This is a genomic window from Marilutibacter maris, from assembly GCF_003233695.1.
Taxonomy (GTDB): domain Bacteria; phylum Pseudomonadota; class Gammaproteobacteria; order Xanthomonadales; family Xanthomonadaceae; genus Marilutibacter; species Marilutibacter maris.
In genome coordinates, this window is record NZ_CP029843.1 from 3517770 (window position 1) to 3539967 (window position 22198).

The 22198-nt window shown below is 71.7% G+C and carries 2 protein-coding genes (1 of these 2 running past the window's edge); both read right to left on the bottom strand.

Annotated features, from left to right (window positions below):
* Positions 1–11111 carry the 5' portion of a non-ribosomal peptide synthetase gene (locus tag C9I47_RS15380; protein WP_111267540.1) on the bottom strand. 4438 nt of this gene lie to the left of the window's left edge, so 11111 of the gene's 15549 nt are visible here — the first part of the coding sequence; its start codon is at positions 11109–11111; the stop codon falls past the left edge of the window.
* Entirely contained in the window at positions 11105–22198 is an 11094-nt protein-coding gene (locus C9I47_RS15385; RefSeq protein WP_190238529.1) for a non-ribosomal peptide synthetase, read from the bottom strand. The genes C9I47_RS15380 and C9I47_RS15385 overlap by 7 nt, the downstream gene beginning before the upstream one ends.

Consider the following 22198-nt stretch of genomic DNA (forward strand, 5'->3'; position numbering starts at 1 on the left):
GTGACCAGCGTCCGCAGCGCATCGGCATCGAACCCAGCCGGTGCGACCAGCAGCAGCGACTGGTTGAAGTGGTGGATCTCCTCGTCCTCGCCGACCAGGAAGTCGCGCTGGATCGGCAACAGGACCTGCTCTCCGAGCACCGCGTCCTGCGGCGCATCGGCACGGACCGCCGTCCCCGCCATCGCGGCCAGCGCGGCGACCGTGCGGGCCTCGAACAGCTGTGCGGTGGAGATCGCGATACCGGCCTGGTTGGCGCGGGCGACCGCCTGGATCGCCAGGATCGAGTCGCCGCCCAGTTCGAAGAAGTCGTCGTGGACGCCGACCCGCTCGACCCGCAGCACCTGTGCCCATATGCCGGCCAGCGCCTGTTCGACCGGGTCGCGCGGTGCGACGAAGTCGGTGTCGGAAGCGATCGGCGCGGGCACCGGCAGGCGGCGCTTGTCGACCTTGCCGTTGGCGGTGACCGGCAGCCGCTCCAGCATCACCACTGCCGACGGCAGCATGTGCGCCGGCAGGCGGCGGGCGAGTCGCTGGCGCAGCGTCCGCGCCAGGCCGTCGATGTCGATGTCGTCGATGGCAACGACGTAGGCGACCAGCCGCTGGCCATTGCCGTCGTCGTCGCGGGCGACCACCACCGCCTCGGCGACCTCGGGCTCGGCGGCGATCGCGGTCTCGACCTCGCCGGGCTCGACCCGATAGCCGCGGATCTTGACCTGCTCATCGACGCGGCCGAGGAAGCACAGCTCGCCGCCTTCGCTCCAGCAGGCCCGGTCGCCGGTTCGGTAGTAGCGTTGGCCGTCGACATCGACGAAGCGCTCGGCGGTCAGGGACTCGCGGCCGAGGTAGCCGCGCGCGAGCGCGACCCCGCCCAGCCACAACTCGCCCGGGACTCCGCGCGGCTGCAGGGCACCGTCCTGCGCGCACACGCGCAGGCTCACGCCCGGCAACGGCGTGCCCAGCCGCACCGGCTCGCCGGCAACCACGCGTGCGCAGGTCGCGGCGACGGTGTTCTCGGACGGCCCGTAGGCGTTGAACATCGGCACCCGTGCCGCCCAGGCCCAGGCCAGGCGCTCGTCGCAGGCCTCGCCGGCGACGATCAACGCCCTCAGCGCGTACTCCGCCTCCGGATCGAGCTGGGCCAGCATCACCGGTGGCAGGGTCGCGTGGGTGACGCGCTCGTCGACCAGCAATCCGGTCAGCGCCGGTGCCGACAGCCGGGTCTCCTCGCTGCACAGGTGCAGACTGGCACCGGCGGTCAGCGCCATCAACCATTCCCAGGCCGCGGCATCGAAACCGATCGAGGCGAAGCCCAGCACGCGACTGTCGCGGTCGGCCGCATACAGCTCCCGCTGCGCGTCGGCGAGGTTGGACAGGCCGCGATGTTCCAGCATCACGCCCTTGGGCCGCCCGGTCGAACCCGAGGTGTAGACGACATAGGCCAGGCGCTCCGGGCGGGCCGCGGGCATCGGCGCCGGGTCGGAGCTTGCGGCGATGCGCTCCAGCGCGACCGCTTCGTGTTGGCCGGCCAGGGCCTCGCGCCCCACCGCATCGGCCAGTACCAGACGCGCGCCGGCATCATCGAGCATGAAGGCGATCCGCTCGGCCGGATAGGCCGGGTCGACCGGCAGGTAGGCGGCGCCGGCCATCAGGACACCGAGCATCGCGGCGATCGTGTCGGCCCCGCGGCCCGCGCAGATCGCGACGATGTCCTCCTCACCGATGCCGCGACCGGCGATCTCGGCAGCGATCGCGGTCGCGCGCGCGGCCAGCCCGGCGTAGCCGGTCTCGTGTCCGTCGACGCGGATCGCGACCGCATCGGGCTGGCGGCGGGCCCATTCGAGCACGCGCTCGTGCACGGCGCGGAACGCCGGCGCTGGGGCCGCCGCGACGCCCAGGGCGAGCAGGCCATCGCGCTCGTCCGCCTCCAGCAGGTCGACCGCGTCCGTATCGAGCGCGTCCGGCAACCGTCGCAGCACCGTGCACAGGTGCGCGAGCAGACGTCCGGCCGCGGTTGGCGCGATCTGCTCGGCGCGGTAGCCCAGCCTCAGCGTCAGCAGCCGCTCCAGGCCCGCGCTGAGGCTGAGCTTGTAGCTGGTGCGCTCGGAATGGCCGCCGCTCTCCATCCGCAGGCCCGCGGTCTGCGGTGTCAGCGCGGGATCGGCCATCGCGTCGAGCGGATAGTTGTCGAACGCCATGATGCTGTCGAACAACGGCGCCCCCGCCTCGATCTCCGACTCGCGCTGGATCTGCGCCAGCGACAGGTAGCCATGGCCGTTGGACTGCTGGAACTGTTCGTGCAGTTCAGCCAGCGACTCGCCGATCGGGCGGCCGTCGAAGCCGACCCGCACCGGCAGGGTATTGATGAACAGACCGACCATCTCGCCGATCGCCGGGACCTCGATGTCACGACCGGAGACGGTGGCGCCGAACACCACCTCGCGCTCGCCGCTATAGCGATGCAGCAACCAGGCCCAGCTCCACTGCAGCAGGGTGTTGACCGTGGTCCGGCGACGTTGCGCGAGCTCGCGCAGGGCCTGGCTGGCGTCCTCATCCAGCTCGACGATGAGTTCGCGGTGCCCGCTCTCGCCGCTGCCTCCGCGATCGATTGCCAACGGTGTCGGCGCCTCGATCCCGGCCAGGCGTTGGCGCCAGTAGTCGCGCGCCCGCGCCGGGGCCTGGCGCTCCAGCCAGGCGACGTAGTCCTCGTAGGACGCCGGCGCCGGCAACGGATCGGAAGCGACGCCGCGCAGCACCGCATAGGCGTGCATGACGTCGCGATAGACCATCGGCAGGCTCCAGCCGTCGAGCAGCAGATGGTGCTGCGTCCACAACAGCTGCCAACGCTCTTCGCCGACCCGGAACAGCGCTACCCGCATCAAGGGTGGCGCCTCCAGATCGAAGCCGGCCTGGCGGTCGGCCTCGCGGAAGGCATCGAATCGCGCGCGCCAGCCGGCCTCGTCGAGATCGCGCCAGTCGTACTCGTGCCACGGCAGTTCGACGCCATCGCAGACGACCTGCACGAGCGGCCCGCCCGCATTGTCGAAGCCGGTGCGCAGAATCGCGTGCCGCTCCACGGTCGCCTGCCAGGCGGCGCGGAACGCGGCCACGTCCAGCGAACCGGACAGCAGCGGATGGATCTGCACGACATAGGCGGAGCGGTCCAGCGCCGCGTGGTAATGCAGACCGGTCTGCATCGGCGTCGCCGGGTAGGCATGACACAGGCGCGGGTGCCGCGCATGCAGCGCGTCGACCGCGGCCTGGTCCAGCGTCAGCAGCGGGAAGTCCGAGGGGGTGAACCCGCCACGGTCGCTGCTCAGGCAATGCGAGATCACCGTACGCAGACCGTCGACGATGCAGTCGAGCAGGCGCGCGGCGCTGTCGGCATCGTCGCGCGCCGGGTCGTGGCCCAACGACAGGCGCAGGCGGTCGCCGGCGACCAGGCCGCTCAGCGACAACCGCGCCGAGCGCCGCCGCGCCGGTGCGATCTGCGCCCCCGCGGCACCCTCGGCGGCGCGCAGGCCTGCCTGCCCCCGCAGCGCCTGGTCGACCTGTCCCAGGTAGTTGAACTCGAACTCGGGCTCGGCCATCGCCTGCAGCAGCGGGTCGCCCAGCAGATCGCGCAGCACACCGAAACCGATACCGTCGCCCGGCACGGCGCGGCAACGCTCCTTGACCGCCTTGATCACCTCGGCCGGCCCGCTGCCGGCGGCATGCAGAGTCAGCGGATAGACACAGGTGAACCAGCCGACGGTCTGGGTCGGGTCGGACACGCCGTCGGGCGCGGTGCGCCCGTGGCCCTCCATCCTCAAGGCCACACGATCGCGGCCGCTCCACGCGCGCACGCCCAGGTAGACCGCAGCCAGCAACAGCTCGTTGATACGGGTGCGGTAGGCGGCGTTGCAGCGCTGCAACAGGTCGCGGGTGCTGTCCTCGTCCAGCGCACGGCTGATGCTGCTCGCATCACCATGACGGCCGTGATCGGGCGCCGCTGCCGGCATCTGCGCATCCGCGCCCGCTTCGCGTGCCTGCTCGCGCCAGTACATCAGTTCGGCAGCGGCGGCGTCGCTGTCGGTCCACCGGGCCAGCCGTTCGGCCCACTGTTGGAACGACAGCGTCTTCGGCGGCAGCACGATCGGCTCGCCGGCGCGGAAGCTCGCATGGCCGCGCTCGATGTCTTCCAGCAGGATCCGCCAGGACACACCGTCCACGACCAGGTGATGCGCGACCAGCAACAGGCGCCCTTCCTCTCCGGCCGGCGGCACGAAGTGCACGGCGCGCAGCAGCGGACCGCGTGCCAGATCGAAGCCACGTTGCCAGCGCTCGCAGCGTGCGGTCAGATCGTCCAGCCCCGGCTCGAGCACGACCGCCGCATCCAGTGTCGCCGCATCCAGCGGCGCATAGTGCGCGCGAGGCGAGCCGTCGACGACCTCGAAGCGCAGTCGCAGCGCATCGTGACGGCGGTATAGGGCCTGCATGATCGGCGCCAGCGCGGCCGGGTCGAAATCGGCCGGCGTGGTCAGCCATACCGATTGGTTGAAGTGATGGCGGTCGACGGGGTCGTCGAAGAACCCGCGTTGGATCGGCAGCAGGCGCTGCTCGCCCTCGCTGTCGCCCTGCGGCGCCACCTGGGCCACGCCATCGCGCACGCGTGCCGCCAGCGCGGCGATGGTCTGGGCCTGGAACAGATCGCGGGTGGACAGCGCCAGGCCAGCCTGGCTGGCCCGGGCCGCGACCTGGATCGACAGGATCGAATCGCCGCCCAGCTCGAAGAAGTTGTCGTGGATGCCGACCCGCTCCACCCGCAGGATCGCACCCCAGATCGACGCCAGCGCACGCTCGGTCTCGTCACGCGGCGCCTCGTAGCCGCGCACCGCCAGCGACGACGCGTCCGGCTCCGGCAACGCGCGCCGGTCCAGCTTGCCGTTCGCCGTCAGCGGCAACGCCTCCAGCGACACCAGCGCCGACGGCAGCATGTACTCCGGCAGCTGCGACGACAGCGCCTGCCGCCACTCCGACACACCGCCCTCGGCCCCCACCAGATACCCCACCAGACGACGGCCGCCCTCCCCTTCGCGCACCGTCACCACCGCCTCGCGGACGCCCGGCAGCCGCTGCAGCGCCGCCTCGATCTCGCCCAGCTCGATGCGGAAACCGCGCAGCTTCACCTGGCCGTCGTTGCGACCGGCGAACTCGATCGTCCCGTCCGCCCGCCAGCGGCCCAGGTCCCCCGTCCGGTAGTAGCGACCCGGACCGCCCAGCGGGTCGGCCACGAACTTCTCCGCGCTCAGCCCCGCCTGGTTCAGATACCCGCGCGCCACCCCCGCGCCGCCGATGTACAGCTCGCCCACCACCCCCACCGGCACCGCACGGCCCTGCCCGTCGACGATCCGGATCGTCGTATTGCCGATCGGCCGCCCGATCGGGATCGAGCGCCCCGCCACGTCGGCCAGGTCGATCTCGTGGGTCGCCGCGAACGTCGTCGTCTCGGTCGGGCCGTAGCCGTTGATCAACCGGCGCGGGCGCCACGGCCGCGACAGCAGCCGTCCCACCGTGCGCACGTCCAGCGCGTCGCCACCGATCAGCAACTGGTCCAGACGCCCGAACGCCGCTTCCAGCGCATCCACATAGGCGTTGAACAGCCCCACCGTCAGCCACATCGCGGTGACACCGGCTTTCTCCAGCGCCGCCGACAGCGCCGCCGGGTCCAGGACCGTCGGCGGATCGATCACCGCCACCCGCGCGCCATTCAGCAGCGGTGCCCACAGCTCCCAGGTCGAGGCGTCGAAGGCCGGGTTGGCGCAGTGCGCGACCACGTCGTGCTCGCCCAGCGGTGCGAAACCGCCGTTCACCGCCAGCCGCAGCACCGAGCGCTGTTCGACCATCACCCCCTTCGGGGTCCCGGTCGAGCCGGAGGTGTACATCACGTAGGCCAGGTCGCCGGCATCGCCGTCGACCGCGGGGTCGGTGTCCGGGTAGGCGCCCCAGGCCGACGGCGCCAGCGGCAGCACAGCGTCGAACACCGCGCCGTCGAGGTCGCGGTCGGACAGCACCACCCGGGCGCCGCTGTCGGCGACCAGTTCGGCCAGGCGTCCGGCCGGTTGTTCGGGGTCCAGCGGCACGTAGGCGGCGCCGGCCTTGAGCACGCCAAGCGTGGCGACGACCAGGTCGAGACTGCGGGTCGCGATCAGGGCGACGCGGTGCTCACGGTCGACGCCGTGCGCGCGCAGGCCGTGGGCGATGCGGTTGGCGCGGGCGTCGAGCTCGGCGTAGCTGAGAGCGGTATCGGCGTCGCACAGCGCGATCGCGTCGCCGCGGCGGGCGGCGCAGGCGGCGAACTCGCGGGCGATGGTGGAATCGGCCGGGTACGGGCGGGCGGTGGCGTTGAAGCCGTGTTCGAGCTGCTCGCGCTCGCTGTCGGGCAGCATCGGCAGCGCGGCGACCGGCTGCGCATCGGCACCGGGCAGGGCCTGCAGCAACCGTTGCAGGTAGCCGGCCCAGCGCTGGACCGTCGATGCGTCGAACAGGTCGGTCGCGTATTCGATCACACCACGGATGCCACGCGCATCGTCGGACAGCGACAGGGTCAGATCGAAGCGCGTGCTGGCGTGGGCCTGTTCGAGGCCCGACAGGCTCAGGTCCGGCAATTCGTGTGCCGTCCCCTCGGGGGTGTTGTCGAATGCAAGCGCGACCTGGAACAGCGGGCTGTAGGCCAACTGCCGCGAGGGCTTGACCGCATCGACGATCTGCTCGAACGGCACATCCTGGTTGGCCAGTGCGGCAAGCGTGCCGGTCCTGACCTGTTCCAGCAATGTCCGCACCGGAACGTCTGCGTCGACCTTCACCCGCAGCGGCAGGGTGTTGACGAAGAAGCCGATCAGCGTCTCCAGTTCCGGCGTCGGCCGGTTGGCGACCGGGCTGCCGATCACCACGTCGTCCTGCCCGCTCAGGCGCGACAGCACGATCGCCCATGCTGTCATCAGGGCCATGTAGGTCGACACGCCATGACCGCGCGCCCAATCGCGCAGCCGCGCACTCGCGTCCGCGCCCAGCTCGAACGGCAGCATCGCACCGGCGTGCGAAGGCTGCAGGGGGCGCTCGCGGTCGGCGGGCAGTTCCAGCCGTTCCGGCGCACCGTCCAGATGCTCGCGCCAGAACGCCAGTTGCGCCTCCAGCGCAACGTCGTCGACCCGGCCGCGTTGCCAGGCCGCATAGTCGGTGTACTGCAGCGGCAGCGGCGGCAACGGGTCGGCCGCGCCCTCGGCGAAGGCGCGGTACAGCGCCCCCAGCTCCTGGGTCAGGATGCCGTTGGACCAGCCGTCCGAAACGATGTGATGCAGGGTCAGGAACAGGGCATGTTCCTGCTCACCCAGTCGCGCCAGGCGCGCGCGGATCGGACGTCCGTCAGCCAGGTCGAACGGGGCCAGCGCCTCTTCGCGCGCGATCGCGGCCAGGGCCTGCCCGCGCGCATCCGGGTCCAGCGTGCCCAGGTCGTCCTCGCGCAGCGGCAGGCCCTCGTCGGCGGCGGCGATCCACGGGGTCGCCCGACCGTCGGTCTCGGCGAAGCGCATGCGCAACACCGCGTGCCGCGCGACGATGCGGTCCAGCGCGGCGCGCAGCGCCGGAAGGTCCAACCTCCCCTGCAGGCGCAATGCCGAGGGCATGTGATAGGCCGCGGACGCGGCGCGATCGAGACGGTCGAGGAACCACAGCCGTTGCTGGGCCAGCGACAGTTGCGGTGGCTGCGCCGGATCGACGGGAACCGGCATGGCCGTCGACGCTCGCGCCGCGGTCGCCAGGAACGCGGCCAGCCGCGCCGGGGTTGGGTGTTCGAACACCGCGCTGACCGGCACCTGCCGCTGCAGCTCGGCCGCGACCCGCGCGGCCAGCCGCGCCGCCAGCAGCGAATGCCCGCCCAGCTCGAAGAAATTGTCGTGGATGCCGACCCGCTCCACCCGCAGGATCGCGCCCCAGATCGACGCCAGCGCACGCTCGGTCTCGTCACGCGGCGCCTCGTAGCCGCGCACCGCCAGCGACGACGCGTCCGGCTCCGGCAACGCGCGCCGGTCCAGCTTGCCGTTCGCCGTCAGCGGCAACGCCTCCAGCGACACCAGCGCCGACGGCAGCATGTACTCCGGCAGCTGCGACGACAGCGCCTGCCGCCACTGCGACACACCGCCCTCGGCCCCCACCAGATACCCCACCAGACGACGGCCGCCCTCCCCTTCGCGCACCGTCACCGCCGCCTCGCGGACGCCCGGCAGCCGCTGCAGCGCCGCCTCGATCTCGCCCAGCTCGATGCGGAAACCGCGCAGCTTCACCTGGCCGTCGTTGCGACCGGCGAACTCGATCGTCCCGTCCGCCCGCCAGCGGCCCAGGTCCCCCGTCCGGTAGTAGCGACCCGGACCGCCCAGCGGGTCGGCCACGAACTTCTCCGCGCTCAGCCCCGCCTGGTTCAGATACCCGCGCGCCACCCCCGCGCCGCCGATGTACAGCTCGCCCACCACCCCCACCGGCACCGCGCGGCCCTGCCCGTCGACGATCCGGATCGTCGTATTGCCGATCGGCCGCCCGATCGGGATCGAGCGCCCCGCCACATCGGTCAGGTCGATCTCGTGGGTCGCCGCGAACGTCGTCGTCTCGGTCGGGCCATAGCCGTTGATCAACCGGCGCGGGCGCCGCGGCCGCGACAGCAGCCGTCCCACCGTGCGCACGTCCAGCGCGTCGCCACCGATCAGCAACTGGTCCAGACGCCCGAACGCCGCTTCCAGCGCATCCACATAGGCGTTGAACAGCCCCACCGTCAGCCACATCGCGGTGACACCGGCTTTCTCCAGCGCCGCCGACAGCGCCGCCGGGTCCAGTACCGTCGGCGGATCGATCACCGCCACCCGCGCGCCATTCAGCAGCGGTGCCCACAGCTCCCAGGTCGAGGCGTCGAAGGCCGGGTTGGCGCAGTGCGCGACCACGTCGTGCTCGCCCAGCGGTGCGAAACCGCCGTTCACCGCCAGCCGCAGCACCGAGCGCTGTTCGACCATCACCCCCTTCGGGGTCCCGGTCGAGCCGGAGGTGTACATCACGTAGGCCAGGTCGCCGGCATCGCCGTCGACCGCGGGGTCGGTGTCCGGGTAGGCGCCCCAGGCCGACGGCGCCAGCGGCAGCACAGCGTCGAACACCGCGCCGTCGAGGTCGCGGTCGGACAGCACCACCCGGGCGCCGCTGTCGGCGACCAGTTCGGCCAGGCGTCCGGCCGGTTGTTCGGGGTCCAGCGGCACGTAGGCGGCGCCGGCCTTGAGCACGCCAAGCGTGGCGACGACCAGGTCGAGACTGCGGGTCGCGATCAGGGCGACGCGGTGCTCACGGTCGACGCCGTGCGCGCGCAGGCCGTGGGCGATGCGGTTGGCGCGGGCGTCGAGCTCGGCGTAGCTGAGAGCGGTATCGGCGTCGCACAGCGCGATCGCGTCGCCGCGGCGGGCGGCGCAGGCGGCGAACTCGCGGGCGATGGTGGAATCGGCCGGGTACGGGCGGGCGGTGGCGTTGAAGCCGTGTTCGAGCTGCTCGCGCTCGCTGTCGGGCAGCATCGGCAGCGCGGCGAGCGGCTGCGCATCGGCACCGGGCAGGGCCCGCAGCAACCGTTGCAGGTAGCCGGCCCAGCGCTGGACCGTCGATGCGTCGAACAGGTCGGTCGCGTATTCGATCACGCCGCCGAGGCTGCCATCCGCGTTCTCGACGAAGGTCGCGGTCAGGTCGCAGTGCGCGCTCTGATGCGGCATCGGCAGCGCCTGCACGTCGAGACCGGGCAGCGCGAAACCGGCGCCGCCGGGGGTGTTGTCCAGCGACAGCATGGTCTGGAACACCGGGTGGTGGCCGAGATCGCGGACCGGCCGCAGCTCTTCGACCACGTGCTCGAACGGTACGTCCTGGTGGTCGTAGCCGCGCAGGGTCGCATCGCGCACCTGGGCGATCAACCCGGCCACGCTGTCGGCGGCGGCCGGGTTCACCCGCAACGCGAGCGTATTGACGAAGAAGCCGACCAGGGCCTCGGTCTCGCGGCGCTGACGGTTGGCGACCGGCGTGCCGACCACCACCTCGTCCTGGCCGCCCAGCCGCGACAGCAGCGTCGACCAGCCGGCCATCAGGGCCATGAACAGGGTCGCGCCATGGGACGATGCCCATTCGCGCAGGGCCCGCGCCTGCTCCGGCGCCAGCCGCAACGGCACGCTGGCGCCGCGGTGACTGGCGCGCGCCGGCCGCGGCCGATCGCCCGGCAGCTCCAACAATGCCGGCGCATCGCGCAACCCGTCGCACCAGAACTTCAACGCGGCGTCGAGGCTGCCGTCGGCCAGGCGCTGCTGCTGCCAGCAGGCGTAGTCGGCATAGGCAAGCGCCGGTGCCGGCAGGGGGTTGTCGCGGCCGTCGACAAAGGCGGCGTACAACGCCGCCATGTCCTGCACCAGCAGGCCCATCGACCAGCCGTCGCCAGCGATGTGGTGGGTGGCGAAGACCAGCACATGGTCGTCCTCGCCCATGCGCGCCAGCGCGACCCGCAGCAGCACGTCCCGCGACAGATCGAAGACAGCGCCGGCCTGCGCCCGCAGCAGCGCGTCCAGCGCGATCGAGCGCGCGGCCTCGTCGAGCCCACCCAGGTCGTGGCGGTCGATCGTCAGCGAGCTCGCCGGCAGCACCTGTTGCACCGGCTCGCCGTCGTGTTCGGCATAGACGGTGCGCAGCACCGCATGCCGCTCCAGCAATGCTTCCAGCGCACGCTGCAACGCGGCTTCGTCGAGCCGACCGCGCAGGCGCAGCGCGCCGGGCAGGTTGTACTGCGGACTGCCCCCTCCAAGGGTGTCGACGAACCACAGGCGGCGCTGGGCGAACGACAGCGGATACCACGACGCCTCCGGCGCCGGCTGGATCGAGGCCGGAGCGATGGCGCCGCGACCGCGCTCGAGCACCGCGACCAGGGCCTCCTTGTGCGAACGGATGGCGTCGGCCAGCTCCGGCGTGATCGCACCGCGCGGTGCATTGCTGCACAGGCGCCCGTTCTCGACCGAAAGCGTTACCTGCCGTTGGCCGAGTTCGCGCAGCAACGCGGCCAGATCCATGCTCACCATTCGGTCATCTCCATTGCGTCGTTCTCTTCCATCGCACCGTTCGCGACCTGCGCGCCGGCCACGGTCAGGGCATCGATCCAGGCCGCCAGCTCGACGATGGTCGAGCGTGCGAACAGGTCGGCGATGCGCAGTTCGCAGTCGAACTCCGCCTGCAGCGCGACCACCACCCGGGTCGCCAGCAGCGAATGGCCGCCGACCTCGAAGAAGGTGCGCCGGGTTCCGACCGATTCGCGTTCCAGCACCTCGCACCAGATCCGGTGCACACGCGCTTCGGTCGCCGTCTGCGGCGGGGTATCGCCTTCGTCCAGGCTCCAATCGGGGGCCGGCAGGGCCGAACGATCGACCTTGCCGTTGGCGGTCAGCGGCAGTCGCGGCAGCGCCACGATCGCCGCCGGCACCAGGTAGTCCGGCAATGCCGCGGCCAGTGCGCGGCGTGCCTGCAGCGGATCGAAATCCTCCACGGCCACCGCGTAGGCGACCAGTTGGCGGTCGCCGCGCTCGTCCTCGCGGGCAAGCGCCACCGTCTCGCGCACACCCGGAAGCGCCGCCAGCGCCGCCTCGATCTCGCCCAGCTCGATCCGGAAACCGCGCAGCTTGACCTGGGCGTCGCGGCGGCCGACGAACTCGACGGTACCGTCGGGCAGCCAGCGCGCCAGATCGCCGCTGCGATAAAGGCGTCCATGATCGGCGGTATCGACGAAGCGTTCGGCGGTCAGCCCGGGCTGGTTCAGATAGCCGCGGGCGAGGCCGTCGCCGCCGATCCACAGTTCGCCGACCACACCGATCGGCACCGGATCCATCCGCTCATCGAGCAGATGCACGGTGGTGTTGGCCAGCGGCCGCCCGATCGGGATCGGGCGCTCGCCGTCGACCGGCGCGGCGATCGCATGTGTCAGCGCGAAGGTAGTGCTCTCGGTCGGTCCGTAGCCGTTGACCAGGCGCGCCGGCGCATGCGGCGATTGCGCCAGTTCGGCGATCCGGCGCGGGTCGAGCGCGTCTCCGCCAACCAGCAGGTGGCGCAGCTGCGCGAACGCCGGCCCCAGCACCGGCAGGTAGCTGTTGAACAGCCCCACCGTCATCCACATCGCGGTTACCCCGGCGCGCAACAGCCCGTCGCGCAGAGCCGGAGCGTGCAGCACGGTCTCCTGGTCGAACACCACCACGCGCGCGCCATGCAGCCAGGCCGCCCAGATTTCCCAGGTGGACGCGTCGAAGGCGGGGTTCGAGCAATGCGCGACCCGATCGGCGGCGGACAACAGCGCGAAGTCGTTTCCGATCACCAGGCGGGCGACGCTGCGGTGTTCGATCATCACCCCCTTGGGGCGCCCGGTCGAACCGGAGGTGTACATCACGTAGGCCAGTTCGCGGCCGGTCGCCGGTGCGCGCGGAGGATTGATGTCCGGCCAACGCGACCAGGCCGCCTCTTCCAACGGCACGCCTTCCTCCAGTGGCGCCGCGCCATCGCCGACCAGCACCACGACCGGCGCGGCGTCGTCGAGCAGATGCCGCACGCGCGCCGCCGGCTGCGCCGGATCGATCGGCACGTAGGCACCGCCGGCCTTGAGCACCGCCAGCATCGCCACCAGCATCCCGATTCCGCGTGACGCCACGATCGCGACCCGCGCATCGGTGCCGACGCCGCGTTCGCGCAGGCCATGGGCGACGCGATTGGCGCGCGCGTTGAGGGTGGCGTAGTCCAGCTCGATCCCGTCGGCCTGGACCGCGACCGCGCCGGGCGTGCGCGCGGCCTGCGCCTCGAACAGGTCGGCCAGCGAACTGTCGTGCGGATACGGCGCGCGGCTGCCGGTCCAGCCGGCAATCAGCGCCCGTTCGGCATCGTCGTGCAGGGCCGGCTCGCGTCCGGCGGCGATCGCCGCCGGCAGATCCTCCAGCACCCGGCCCAGATGCGCCGCCAGGCGATCGATGGTGGCCTCGGCGAAGTTCTCGGCGCGATAGCCCAGGCGCAGCAGCAGGGTGTCTTCCAGCACCGCGATCAGGGTCAGCCGGTAGTGGGTGAACTGCGGCGCCGAGTCGCGCTCGATCCGCAGCCGGCCCGGCAGGGCCGCGGCCTGGTCGCGGGCGTCGGTCGGCAGGTTCTCGAACACCAGCAGGCTGTCGAACAGCGGCATGCCACCGGCCTCGCGCTGGATCTGCGGAAGCGACAGGAATCCGTGCTGGGTGCTGTCGACGAACTCGGCGTGCTGACGCGCCAGCATTGCCGCCGTGTCGGCGTCGCGGCCGAAGCGCACCGCCACCGGCACGGTCTGGATGAACAGCCCGACCATCGACTCGATGCCCGGCACCTCGGCCGGGCGTCCCGACACAGTGGTGCCGAACACCACCTCGTCCTGCCCGCTGTAGCGGTGCAGCACATAGCCCCAGCTCCATTGCAGCAGGGTATTGACGGTGACCTTCAGGCGTTGCGCCATCGATTCCAGCGCACGCGTCGCCGCGGCCGACAGGCGCAGCCGGCGCTCGCGGTGACCGTGCCCTCCATCGGTGGGCAGACGATCGATGCCCAACGGGGTCGGCAGCGACACCCCCGACAGTGCATCGCGCCAGTAGGCGCGCGCGGCGTCGGCGTCCTGACGCGACAACCAGGCAATGTAGTCGCCGTAGGCGGCCGGCGCCGCGAGCGTGTCCGGGCGGCCCTCGCTCAATGCGACATAGCGCTCCAGCACGTCGCGATATACCAGCGGCCCGCTCCAGCCGTCGAGGGTGATGTGATGCTGGGTCCACAGCACGCGATGGCGGTCGTCGCCGAGACGGAACAGGGTCAGCCGCAGCAGCGGCGCGCTGGCGAAATCGAAGCCGGCGTCGCGGTCCGCGGCCAGGAAGGCGGCAAAGCGCGCCTCCTGCTCGGCCGGCGCCAGGTCGCGCCAGTCCTCCTCACGCCACGGCAGCTCGACCCGGTCCAGCACGATCTGGTGCAGCGTTCCACCCGCATCGGCGAAGGCGGTGCGCAGGATGTCGTGGCGGGCGACGGTATCGTTCCAGGCGCTGCGGAACGCCTCGACGTCGAGCGGACCGTGCAGGGTCGGATACGACTGCACCACATATGCGGAACGCTCGAGCTGGCTGTGGAAGTGCAGACCGGCCTGCATCGGCGTGGCTGGATACAGCTGGGCGATGGTGCCGTAGCGGCGCTGCCACGCGTCCAGTTGCGCCTGGTCGACCTTCGCCAGCGGAAAGTCCGACGGCGTGCGGGTGCCGGCGCCCGGTGCGCTGCAATGGGCGATGACCCGGTCCAGGCCGTCGAGGATCGCGTCGACCAGCCCCTGCACCGTCTCGCCGCGGTACTGGCGACGGCTGTAGTCCAGAACCAGAGTCAGCTCGCCGCCGAACACCCGCCCGGTCAGCCCGATCCGGCGTACCCGCCGGCGACGCGGACTGACCTTGTCGCCGACGCCTTCCGGCGCCGCCTGGAACGCGGTGCTTTCGTTGATCACCTGGTCGAACTGGCCGAGGTAGTTGAACTCCAGATCGGGCGGTCCGAGGCGCCCGGCGGCCTCGACGATTTCCGGATCCGCGCCCAGGTGATGGGCGATGCCAAAGCCGATGCCATGGTCGGGGACCTCGCGATACTGCTCCTTGACCGCCTTGATGACCTCGCCCACGTCGTCGCTGCCGGCGGCGATCACCAGCGGGTAGATGCCGGTGAAGTAGCCGACGGTCTGGGTCACGTCGAGACCGTCGAACAGGTCCTCGCGACCGTGTCCCTCCATGCGCACACGGAACGCGCTCCTGCCGCTCCACGCGCGAAGCCCGAGGTAGACCCCCGCCAACAGCAGTTCGTTGATCTGGGTCCGGTAGGCGGCCGCGCAGTCCTGTTGCAGCCGACGGGTGCGCGCCGCGTCCAGGCTGGCGGTGACCAGGGCGTTGTCGTCCATTCGTCCGACATCGTCGGTGTCGAAATCGTTCGGCCATGGCTCGACCTCGTGCCGGCACTGGCGCAGCCAGAACGCCCGTTGCGCCGCCTGGCGCGGCGACTCGGCGTGCTCGAGCAGGGCCTGACCCCACTGCTGGAACGAGGAAGTCTTGGCGTCCAGCTCGATCGCCTGCCCGGTCGCGGCCTGGCCGTAGCCGCGCTCGACATCGGCGAGCAGGATCCGCCAGGACACCCCGTCGACCACGAAGTGCTGGGCCAGCAGCAACAGGCGCCCGCTTTCGCCCGCGCGGGCCGGGGCAAAGTGGACCACGCGCAACAGCGGCCCCCGCTCCAGGTCGAAACAGCGCTGCCAGTGATCGCAACGCGCGGTCACGAACGCGGCCGCGTCGGTCTCGGGCAGATGCTCACGGACGATCGTCGCCGCCAGCATCGCTTCGTCGAGCGGCGCGTACCAGGCCTGCCAGTCGCCGTCGCGCTCGGCGAAGCGCAGTCGCAGCGCATCGTGACGCCGGTAGACCGCCGCCACCACGTCCTCGAGGGTCGTGTGGTCGAAGTCCGTCGGCGTGCTCAGCAGTACCGCCTGGTTGTAGTGATGGCGATCGGTTTCGTCCAGGCCGATCAACAGGCGATGCACCGGCAGCAGCACCTGCCCGCCCTCGACGGCCTCCTGCGGCGGCGGCGCCTCCGGTGCGTCCAGGGTCGCCGCCAGCGCGGCCAGCTCGGCCACGGTCTGGGCGACGAACAGGTGGCGGGTCGTGACCGCCAGTCCGGCGCGGTTCGCGCGCGACACCACCTGGATCGCCAGGATCGAATCGCCGCCGATCTCGAAGAAATTGTCGTGCACGCCGACCTGCTCCAGCCGCAGCACGTCCTGCCAGATCGTCGCCAGCACGCGCTCGCGCTCGTCGCGCGGCGCCACGTGCTCGGTCTGCGACTGGTAGTCCGGCTCCGGCAGCCGGCGCGGATCGACCTTGCCGTTGGCGGTCAGCGGCAGCGCATCGATCACCATGAATGCCGCCGGCATCATGTAGTCGGGCAGGTGCCGCTTGACCCGCTCGCGCAGCGCCCGCACCAGCAACGCCTCGTTGACCTCTTCATCGTCGTCGGTGGCCGGCACCAGATAGGCGACCAGCCGCCGCAACGCACCTTCGCCGCGCACCACGACCACCGCCTCGGCGACGCCTTCATCGGCGCGCAACAGCGCGGCGATCTCGCCCGGCTCGACCCGATGGCCGCGGATCTTGACCTGGCCGTCGACGCGGCCCAGGAACTCCAGCTCGCCCTGCGCATTCCAGCGCACCCGGTCGCCGCTGCGATACAGGCGACCGCCGTCGGCGGCGATGCCGTCGATGAAGCTGGCGGCGGTCAGCGCGTCGTTGCCCAGGTAGCCATCGGCCAGGCCGGGGCCGCCGATGTACAGCTCCCCGGGGACGCCGACCGCAACCGGCGCACGGTACGCGTCGAGCACCCGCAGTTCGACGTTGGGCAGGCCGCGTCCCAGGGTCAGCGGACGGCCCACGACCACCTCGGCGCTGGTCGCGGCGACGGTGACCTCGGAAGGGCCGTAGGAATTGACCACCCGGCAACGCTCGGCCCAGGCCCAGGCCAGGCGCTCGTCGCAGGCCTCGCCGGCGACGAAGAGCACCCGCGGCGGCGGGGTCGAGGCGATGTCGAGCTGCGCCAGCAGCGCCGGCGGTATCGCCGCATGGGTGATCGCGGCGTCGCCCAGCAGCCGCGCCAGCCGCGCCGGCGAACGCCGGTCCTCCTCCGCGCAGACGTGCAGGGCGGCACCGTTGGCCAGCGCCATCAGCCATTCCCAGACCGCGCCGTCGAAACTCACCGAGGCGAACGCCAGCACCCGGTCGCTCTCGCCCACCTCGTACAGCTCGCGCTGCGACAGGGCCAGGTTGATCATGCCCCGATGCGGCACCACGACGCCCTTCGGACGTCCGGTCGAGCCGGAGGTGAACACCACGTAGGCCGGATCCTGTGGACGCACACCTGCGCGCACGGTATCCGGGCCGATGTCGTCCGACGTGCCGAACAGGGCCTCGGCGAGGGCACCGTCGACCGGAATCACGCTGTACTCGGCCAGCGCGGGCACCGCTTCCAGGACGCCCTCCTGGGTCAGCACCAGTTCCGGCGCGGCGTCCTCCAGCATCGCGGCGATGCGATCCTCCGGATAGGTCGGATCCAGCGGCACGTAGGCGGCGCCGGCCTTGAGCGCCGCAAGCAAGCCTGCGAACAGGTCGTGCGAACGCTCCATGCACACACCGACCCGCGCGCCCGGGCCGATCTCCTGCGCATGCAGGAAGGCGGCGATCCGGTTCGCGCGGCGGTCGAGCTCGGCATAGGTCCAAGCCTCGCCGTCGCAGACCACGGCCGCGGCGTCGGGTTTCGCCCGCGCGCATTGCTCGAACAGCTCGTGGGCGCACAGCGCCGGACGCGGCAGCATCGACGGAGCCCCGAGCGCGCGCAGGCGCGCGGCCTCCTCCCCGGACATCGCCGCCAGCGTATGCAACGGGGCATGCGGATGTTCGGCGACCGTGGACAGGCACGCCTGCAGCGCATCGGCGAGGCGCTCGATGGTCGCCGCATCGAACAGCTCGTCCGCATACAGCAGGGTCATGTCGAAGCCATCGCCCAGGTCGCGCACGTGCAGCTCCAGATCGAAGCGCGACACATCGGTGCCGGACTCCAGGCCGCCGACGCTCAGGCCCGGCAGCTCGAGATCCGCGACCGTGTCCTGATGCATCGTGAAGCTGATCTGGAACACCGGGGCGTGGCCGAGGCTGCGCGGCGGGTTGACCGCCTCGACGACTAGATCGAAGGGAATAGCCTGATGCGCGAACGCGTCCAGCACGGTCGCGCGAACCTGATCCAGCAGGGCATCGAAGCTCTCCGTCGCGTCGACGCGGGTGCGGATCGCAACGCTGTTGACGAAGCAGCCGATCAGCGGCTCGGTCGCCGAGTGGCTGCGTCCGGACACCGGCGAACCGACCACCACGTCGTCCTCGCCGCTCCAGCGCGCCAGCACCGTGGCGAAGGCCGCATGCAGCAGCATGAACGGCGTCGCCGCACGGGCGCGGGCGAGTTCGCGAAGACGCGCGGACAGCTGCGGCTCCAGCCGGCGCTCGACCCGGCCGCCGGAGAACTCGCGTTGCGCCGGCCAGGTCCGGTCCAGCGGCAGGCCGTGCACCGGTGGCGCGCCATCCAGACGCTCGCGCCAGTAGTCCAGCCCCTGCCGCAGGCTGGCCTCGTCCAGCACGCGTCGCTGCCAAAGCGCATAGTCGCCGTACTGCACCGGCAACGGGACCAGCGCAGGCTCGCGCCGGTCGCAGGCGGCGGCGTAGCGCTCGACGAACTCGTTGACCAGCAACGCGCTGGAGCCGCCGTCGGAGGCGATATGGTGCACGGTCAGCACCGCGACCCACTCCCGCTCATCGAGTTGGAACACCGCCGCGCGCAGCAGCGTGTCTGCGCCCAGGTCGAACGGCCGACCGACTTCTCCGCGCACCTGCGCGGTCAGCGCCGCCTCGTGCTGCGCTGCCGCGGTTCCACGCAGGTCGTGCACCTCCAGCGGCGCACCGCACGGTTCGGCGACCACGCACCGGCCGTCGCCATCGCCGGCGAGGAAGCGCGTGCGCAGGACCTCGTGGCGGGCGACGATGCCGTCCAGCGCGGTCCGGCAGGCATCGATGTCGAGATCGCCGCGCAGGCGCAGCGCGACCGCGATGTGGTACTGGCGACTGCCGCCTTCGACCTGATCGAGGATCCACAGGCGCTTCTGCGCGTGCGACATCGCCGGCGCGGCGCCCGCTTCGCGCGGCAGCAGTTCGATCCGCTGCTGGCCATGGGCGTCGACGTGGGCGGCCAGGCCGCGCACGCTCGGATGCTCGAACAGGGCGCGCAAGGGCACGCTGCGTCCGAGGCGGCGGCCGATGTCGGCGATCGCCCGGGTGGCCAGCAGCGAGTGCCCGCCGAGGGCGAAGAAGTCCTCGTCGATGCCGATCCGCTCATGGCCGAGGATCGCGCACCAGGAGTCGTGCAGGGCCCGTTCGCTGCCGGTCCGCGGCGGCGCCAGGTCGCGTCCGGTCGCGGCATCGGTGCGCCACGCCGGCAGCGCGGCGAGATCGCGCTTGCCGTTGGCGGTCAGCGGCATCCGTTCGATCCACACCACCGCCTCGGGCAGCATGTAGTGCGGCAGTTCGAGCGCCAGCGCCGCACGCACCGACGCATCGTCCAACGCCGGCGTGCCGTCGGCGGAAGCCGCATAGGCGACCAGGCGACGGTCGCTGCCGTCGCCGACTGCGACCACCGCCGCGTCGCGCACGCCCGGCAATACCAGCAGGCGTGCCTCGATCTCGCCGGGTTCGACACGGTAGCCGCGGATCTTCAACTGGGCGTCGTCGCGTCCGAGGAAGCGCAGCAGGCCGTCGGCGCCCCAGGCGGCGAGGTCTCCGCTGCGGTAGCGGCGGTCGCCATTGGCGTCGACGTGGAAGCCGCCGGCTGCTGCATGTCCCAGATAGCCATCGGCCAGCTGCGGGCCGGCGATGTGGAGCTGTCCACGGACCCCGATCGGCACCGGCTGGCCGTGCCGATCGAGCACCTCGATGCGCATGCCCGGAAACGGCCGTCCGATCGGTATCCCATCCTCGTCCGGCAGCGCATCGGCGGGCCCGAATGCATGCACCATGCACCCGACCGTGGCTTCGGTGGGGCCGTATTCGTTTACCACGGTCGCGTTCGGCGCGACCCGTTCGCGGAACCGGGCAAGGGTCGCGGTCGACAGCGCTTCGCCACCGACGACCACGCAGTGGCCTGCCGGCGCCGGCCCGGTGGCCAGGTTCGCCAGCGCGTCCAGGTGCACCGGCGTGAGCTTGAACAGCAGCGGCTCGGTGCCGGCCATCAACGCGGCCAGCGCCTCCAGCGAAGCCTGCGGATCGGCGGGCAGCAGGTGCACCGCGCGACCGGCGACCAGGGGCAGGATCAGCGAGGTGACGGTGGCATCGAACGCGAGCGTGGTCGCGACCACGCCGGCGGCGAGCGCATCGGCCTCGTAGAGGCGGCGCGCCCGTTCCAGATAGTGCGCCAGCGCGGCGTGGCCGACGACGACGCCCTTGGGCCGGCCGGTCGAGCCGGAGGTGTAGATGAGGTAGGCGCTGTTGCCCGTCGTGGACACCGGCGCCGGTGCGGTGTCGACGGTGGCGTCGGCGCCGGGGACCGCCAGCGTGTCGATGCCCACCACCGTCATCCCGGCGGGGCACTCGATCGCATCTGCCGCACCGGCACGCGAGGCCAGCATCGCGGTCGGAGCGGCGTCGGCCAGGATCGCGGCGATGCGGGCCGGCGGCGATGCCGGGTCGACCGGCACGTAGGCGGCGCCGGCCTTCCATACGCCCAGTATCGACGCCGCCATCCAGGCATCGCGTTCCAGCAGCAAGGCAATCCGATCGCCTTCGACGACACCGGCCGCGCGCAGGGCTCCGGCCACCGAATCGGCGGCGGCGCCAAGCTGCGCCCAGCTCCAGCGCCGGGCGCCCGCAATCACCGCGACCGCGTCGGACCGCTCGCGGCAGTGGCGCTGGATCAGCGTCGCCGCCGTCTCCGGGACCTCAGCGGCGATTGCCTCGCCGGTGGCCAGTGCGGCCATCCGTTCGCGCCCGGACGCCTCCAGCAGGTCCAGCGCACCGACCCGGGCGTCGTCATCGGAGGCCATCGCCCGCAGCAGGCAGTCGAAATGGCCGAGCCAGCGGTCGATGGTGGCGCGATCGAACAGGTCGCAGGCGTACACCAGTTCGCCGCGGAAGCCGTCCGCCTCCTCGCCCAGCGCCAGCGCCAGATCGAACTGCGCGCTGTGCCGCGGCGGCTGCAGTGCCTCCACCTGCAGGCCCTGCAGGCCGGGCGCGGCGGCGCCTGCAGCGGACACGGTGAGGCTGGCCTGGAACAACGGCGAATGACTGAGGCTGCGTTGCGGCCGCAGGGCATCGACGATGTGCTCGAACGGCGCATTCTGGTGGGCGTAGCCTTCCAGGGTCAGCTCGCGGACCCGGGCCAGCAGCCCGGCGACCGACGGATCGTCGTCCAGGCGTACGTGCAACGGCATCGTGTTGGCGAAGAAGCCGATCAAGGGTTCGATCTCGGGCCGCTGACGGTTGGCGACCGGACAACCGACCACGACCGAGTCCTGGCCGGACAGCCGGTGCAGGAAGGCCGCCCAGGCCGCCAGCAGGACCATGAACGGCGTCACCCGATGGCGCGCGGCCAGGCCGCGCAGCGCTTCGCTGGTCGCGGCGTCGATGCGCACCGGCACGCGCTCGCCGGCATAGCTCTGGCGCGCCGGCCGCGGCCGGTCGCCTGGCAGCTCCAGCAGCGCCGGGGCGCCGGCCAGGTGCTCCTTCCAGTAGCCGGTCTCCGCCTCCAGGCGGGCATCGTCCAGGCGTTCGCGCTGCCACACCGCATAGTCGGCGTACTGGATCGGCGGCAACGGCAGCGGATCGGGCCGGCCGTCGACGGTGGCGGCATAGATCTCACCCAGCTCGCGCACCAGCACCGCGTTCGACCAGCCGTCGGAGACGATGTGGTGCATCGTCACCACCAGCACGTGTTCGTCTTCGCCGGTACGCAGCAGGCGCATGCGCAACGGTCCGCCCGAGGCCAGGTCGAACGGCGCCTCGCTCTCGTCCCGCAGGTGCTCCCATACCCGCGAACGGGCATCGTCTCCACGCAGATCGAACATCGGAAGCGGCGGCACCGCGCGGGCCGGCAGGATCCGCTGCATCGGCTCGCCTTCGTTCTCGACGAAGCAGGTCCGCAGCACTTCGTGGCGTTCGACGATGCGTGCCAGCGTCAGCCTCAGCGCGTCCACGTCCAGGGGACCGCGCAGGGCCAGCGCCGCGCCGACGTGGTAGGCGGCACTGGCGGCCGGATCGAGCTGGTGCAGGAACCACAACCGCTGCTGCGCGAACGACAGCGGTGCCGGCTGCTGCGGCTGCGCGCGCCGGGGGATCGCCTCAACGATGGTCGCGGCGGCGTCCTCGGACAGGAAGGCGATCAGCGCGTCGCGGTTCTCGCGCAGCAGCGTGACCGCACGCGGCGAGATATCCGCCGAAGTCGAGCGGGTCTTGAGCCGGCCCTGGTCGAGGAAAGGAAACACGCCTTCGGCGTTGAGCAACGCCACGATCTCGGCAGCCCGCAT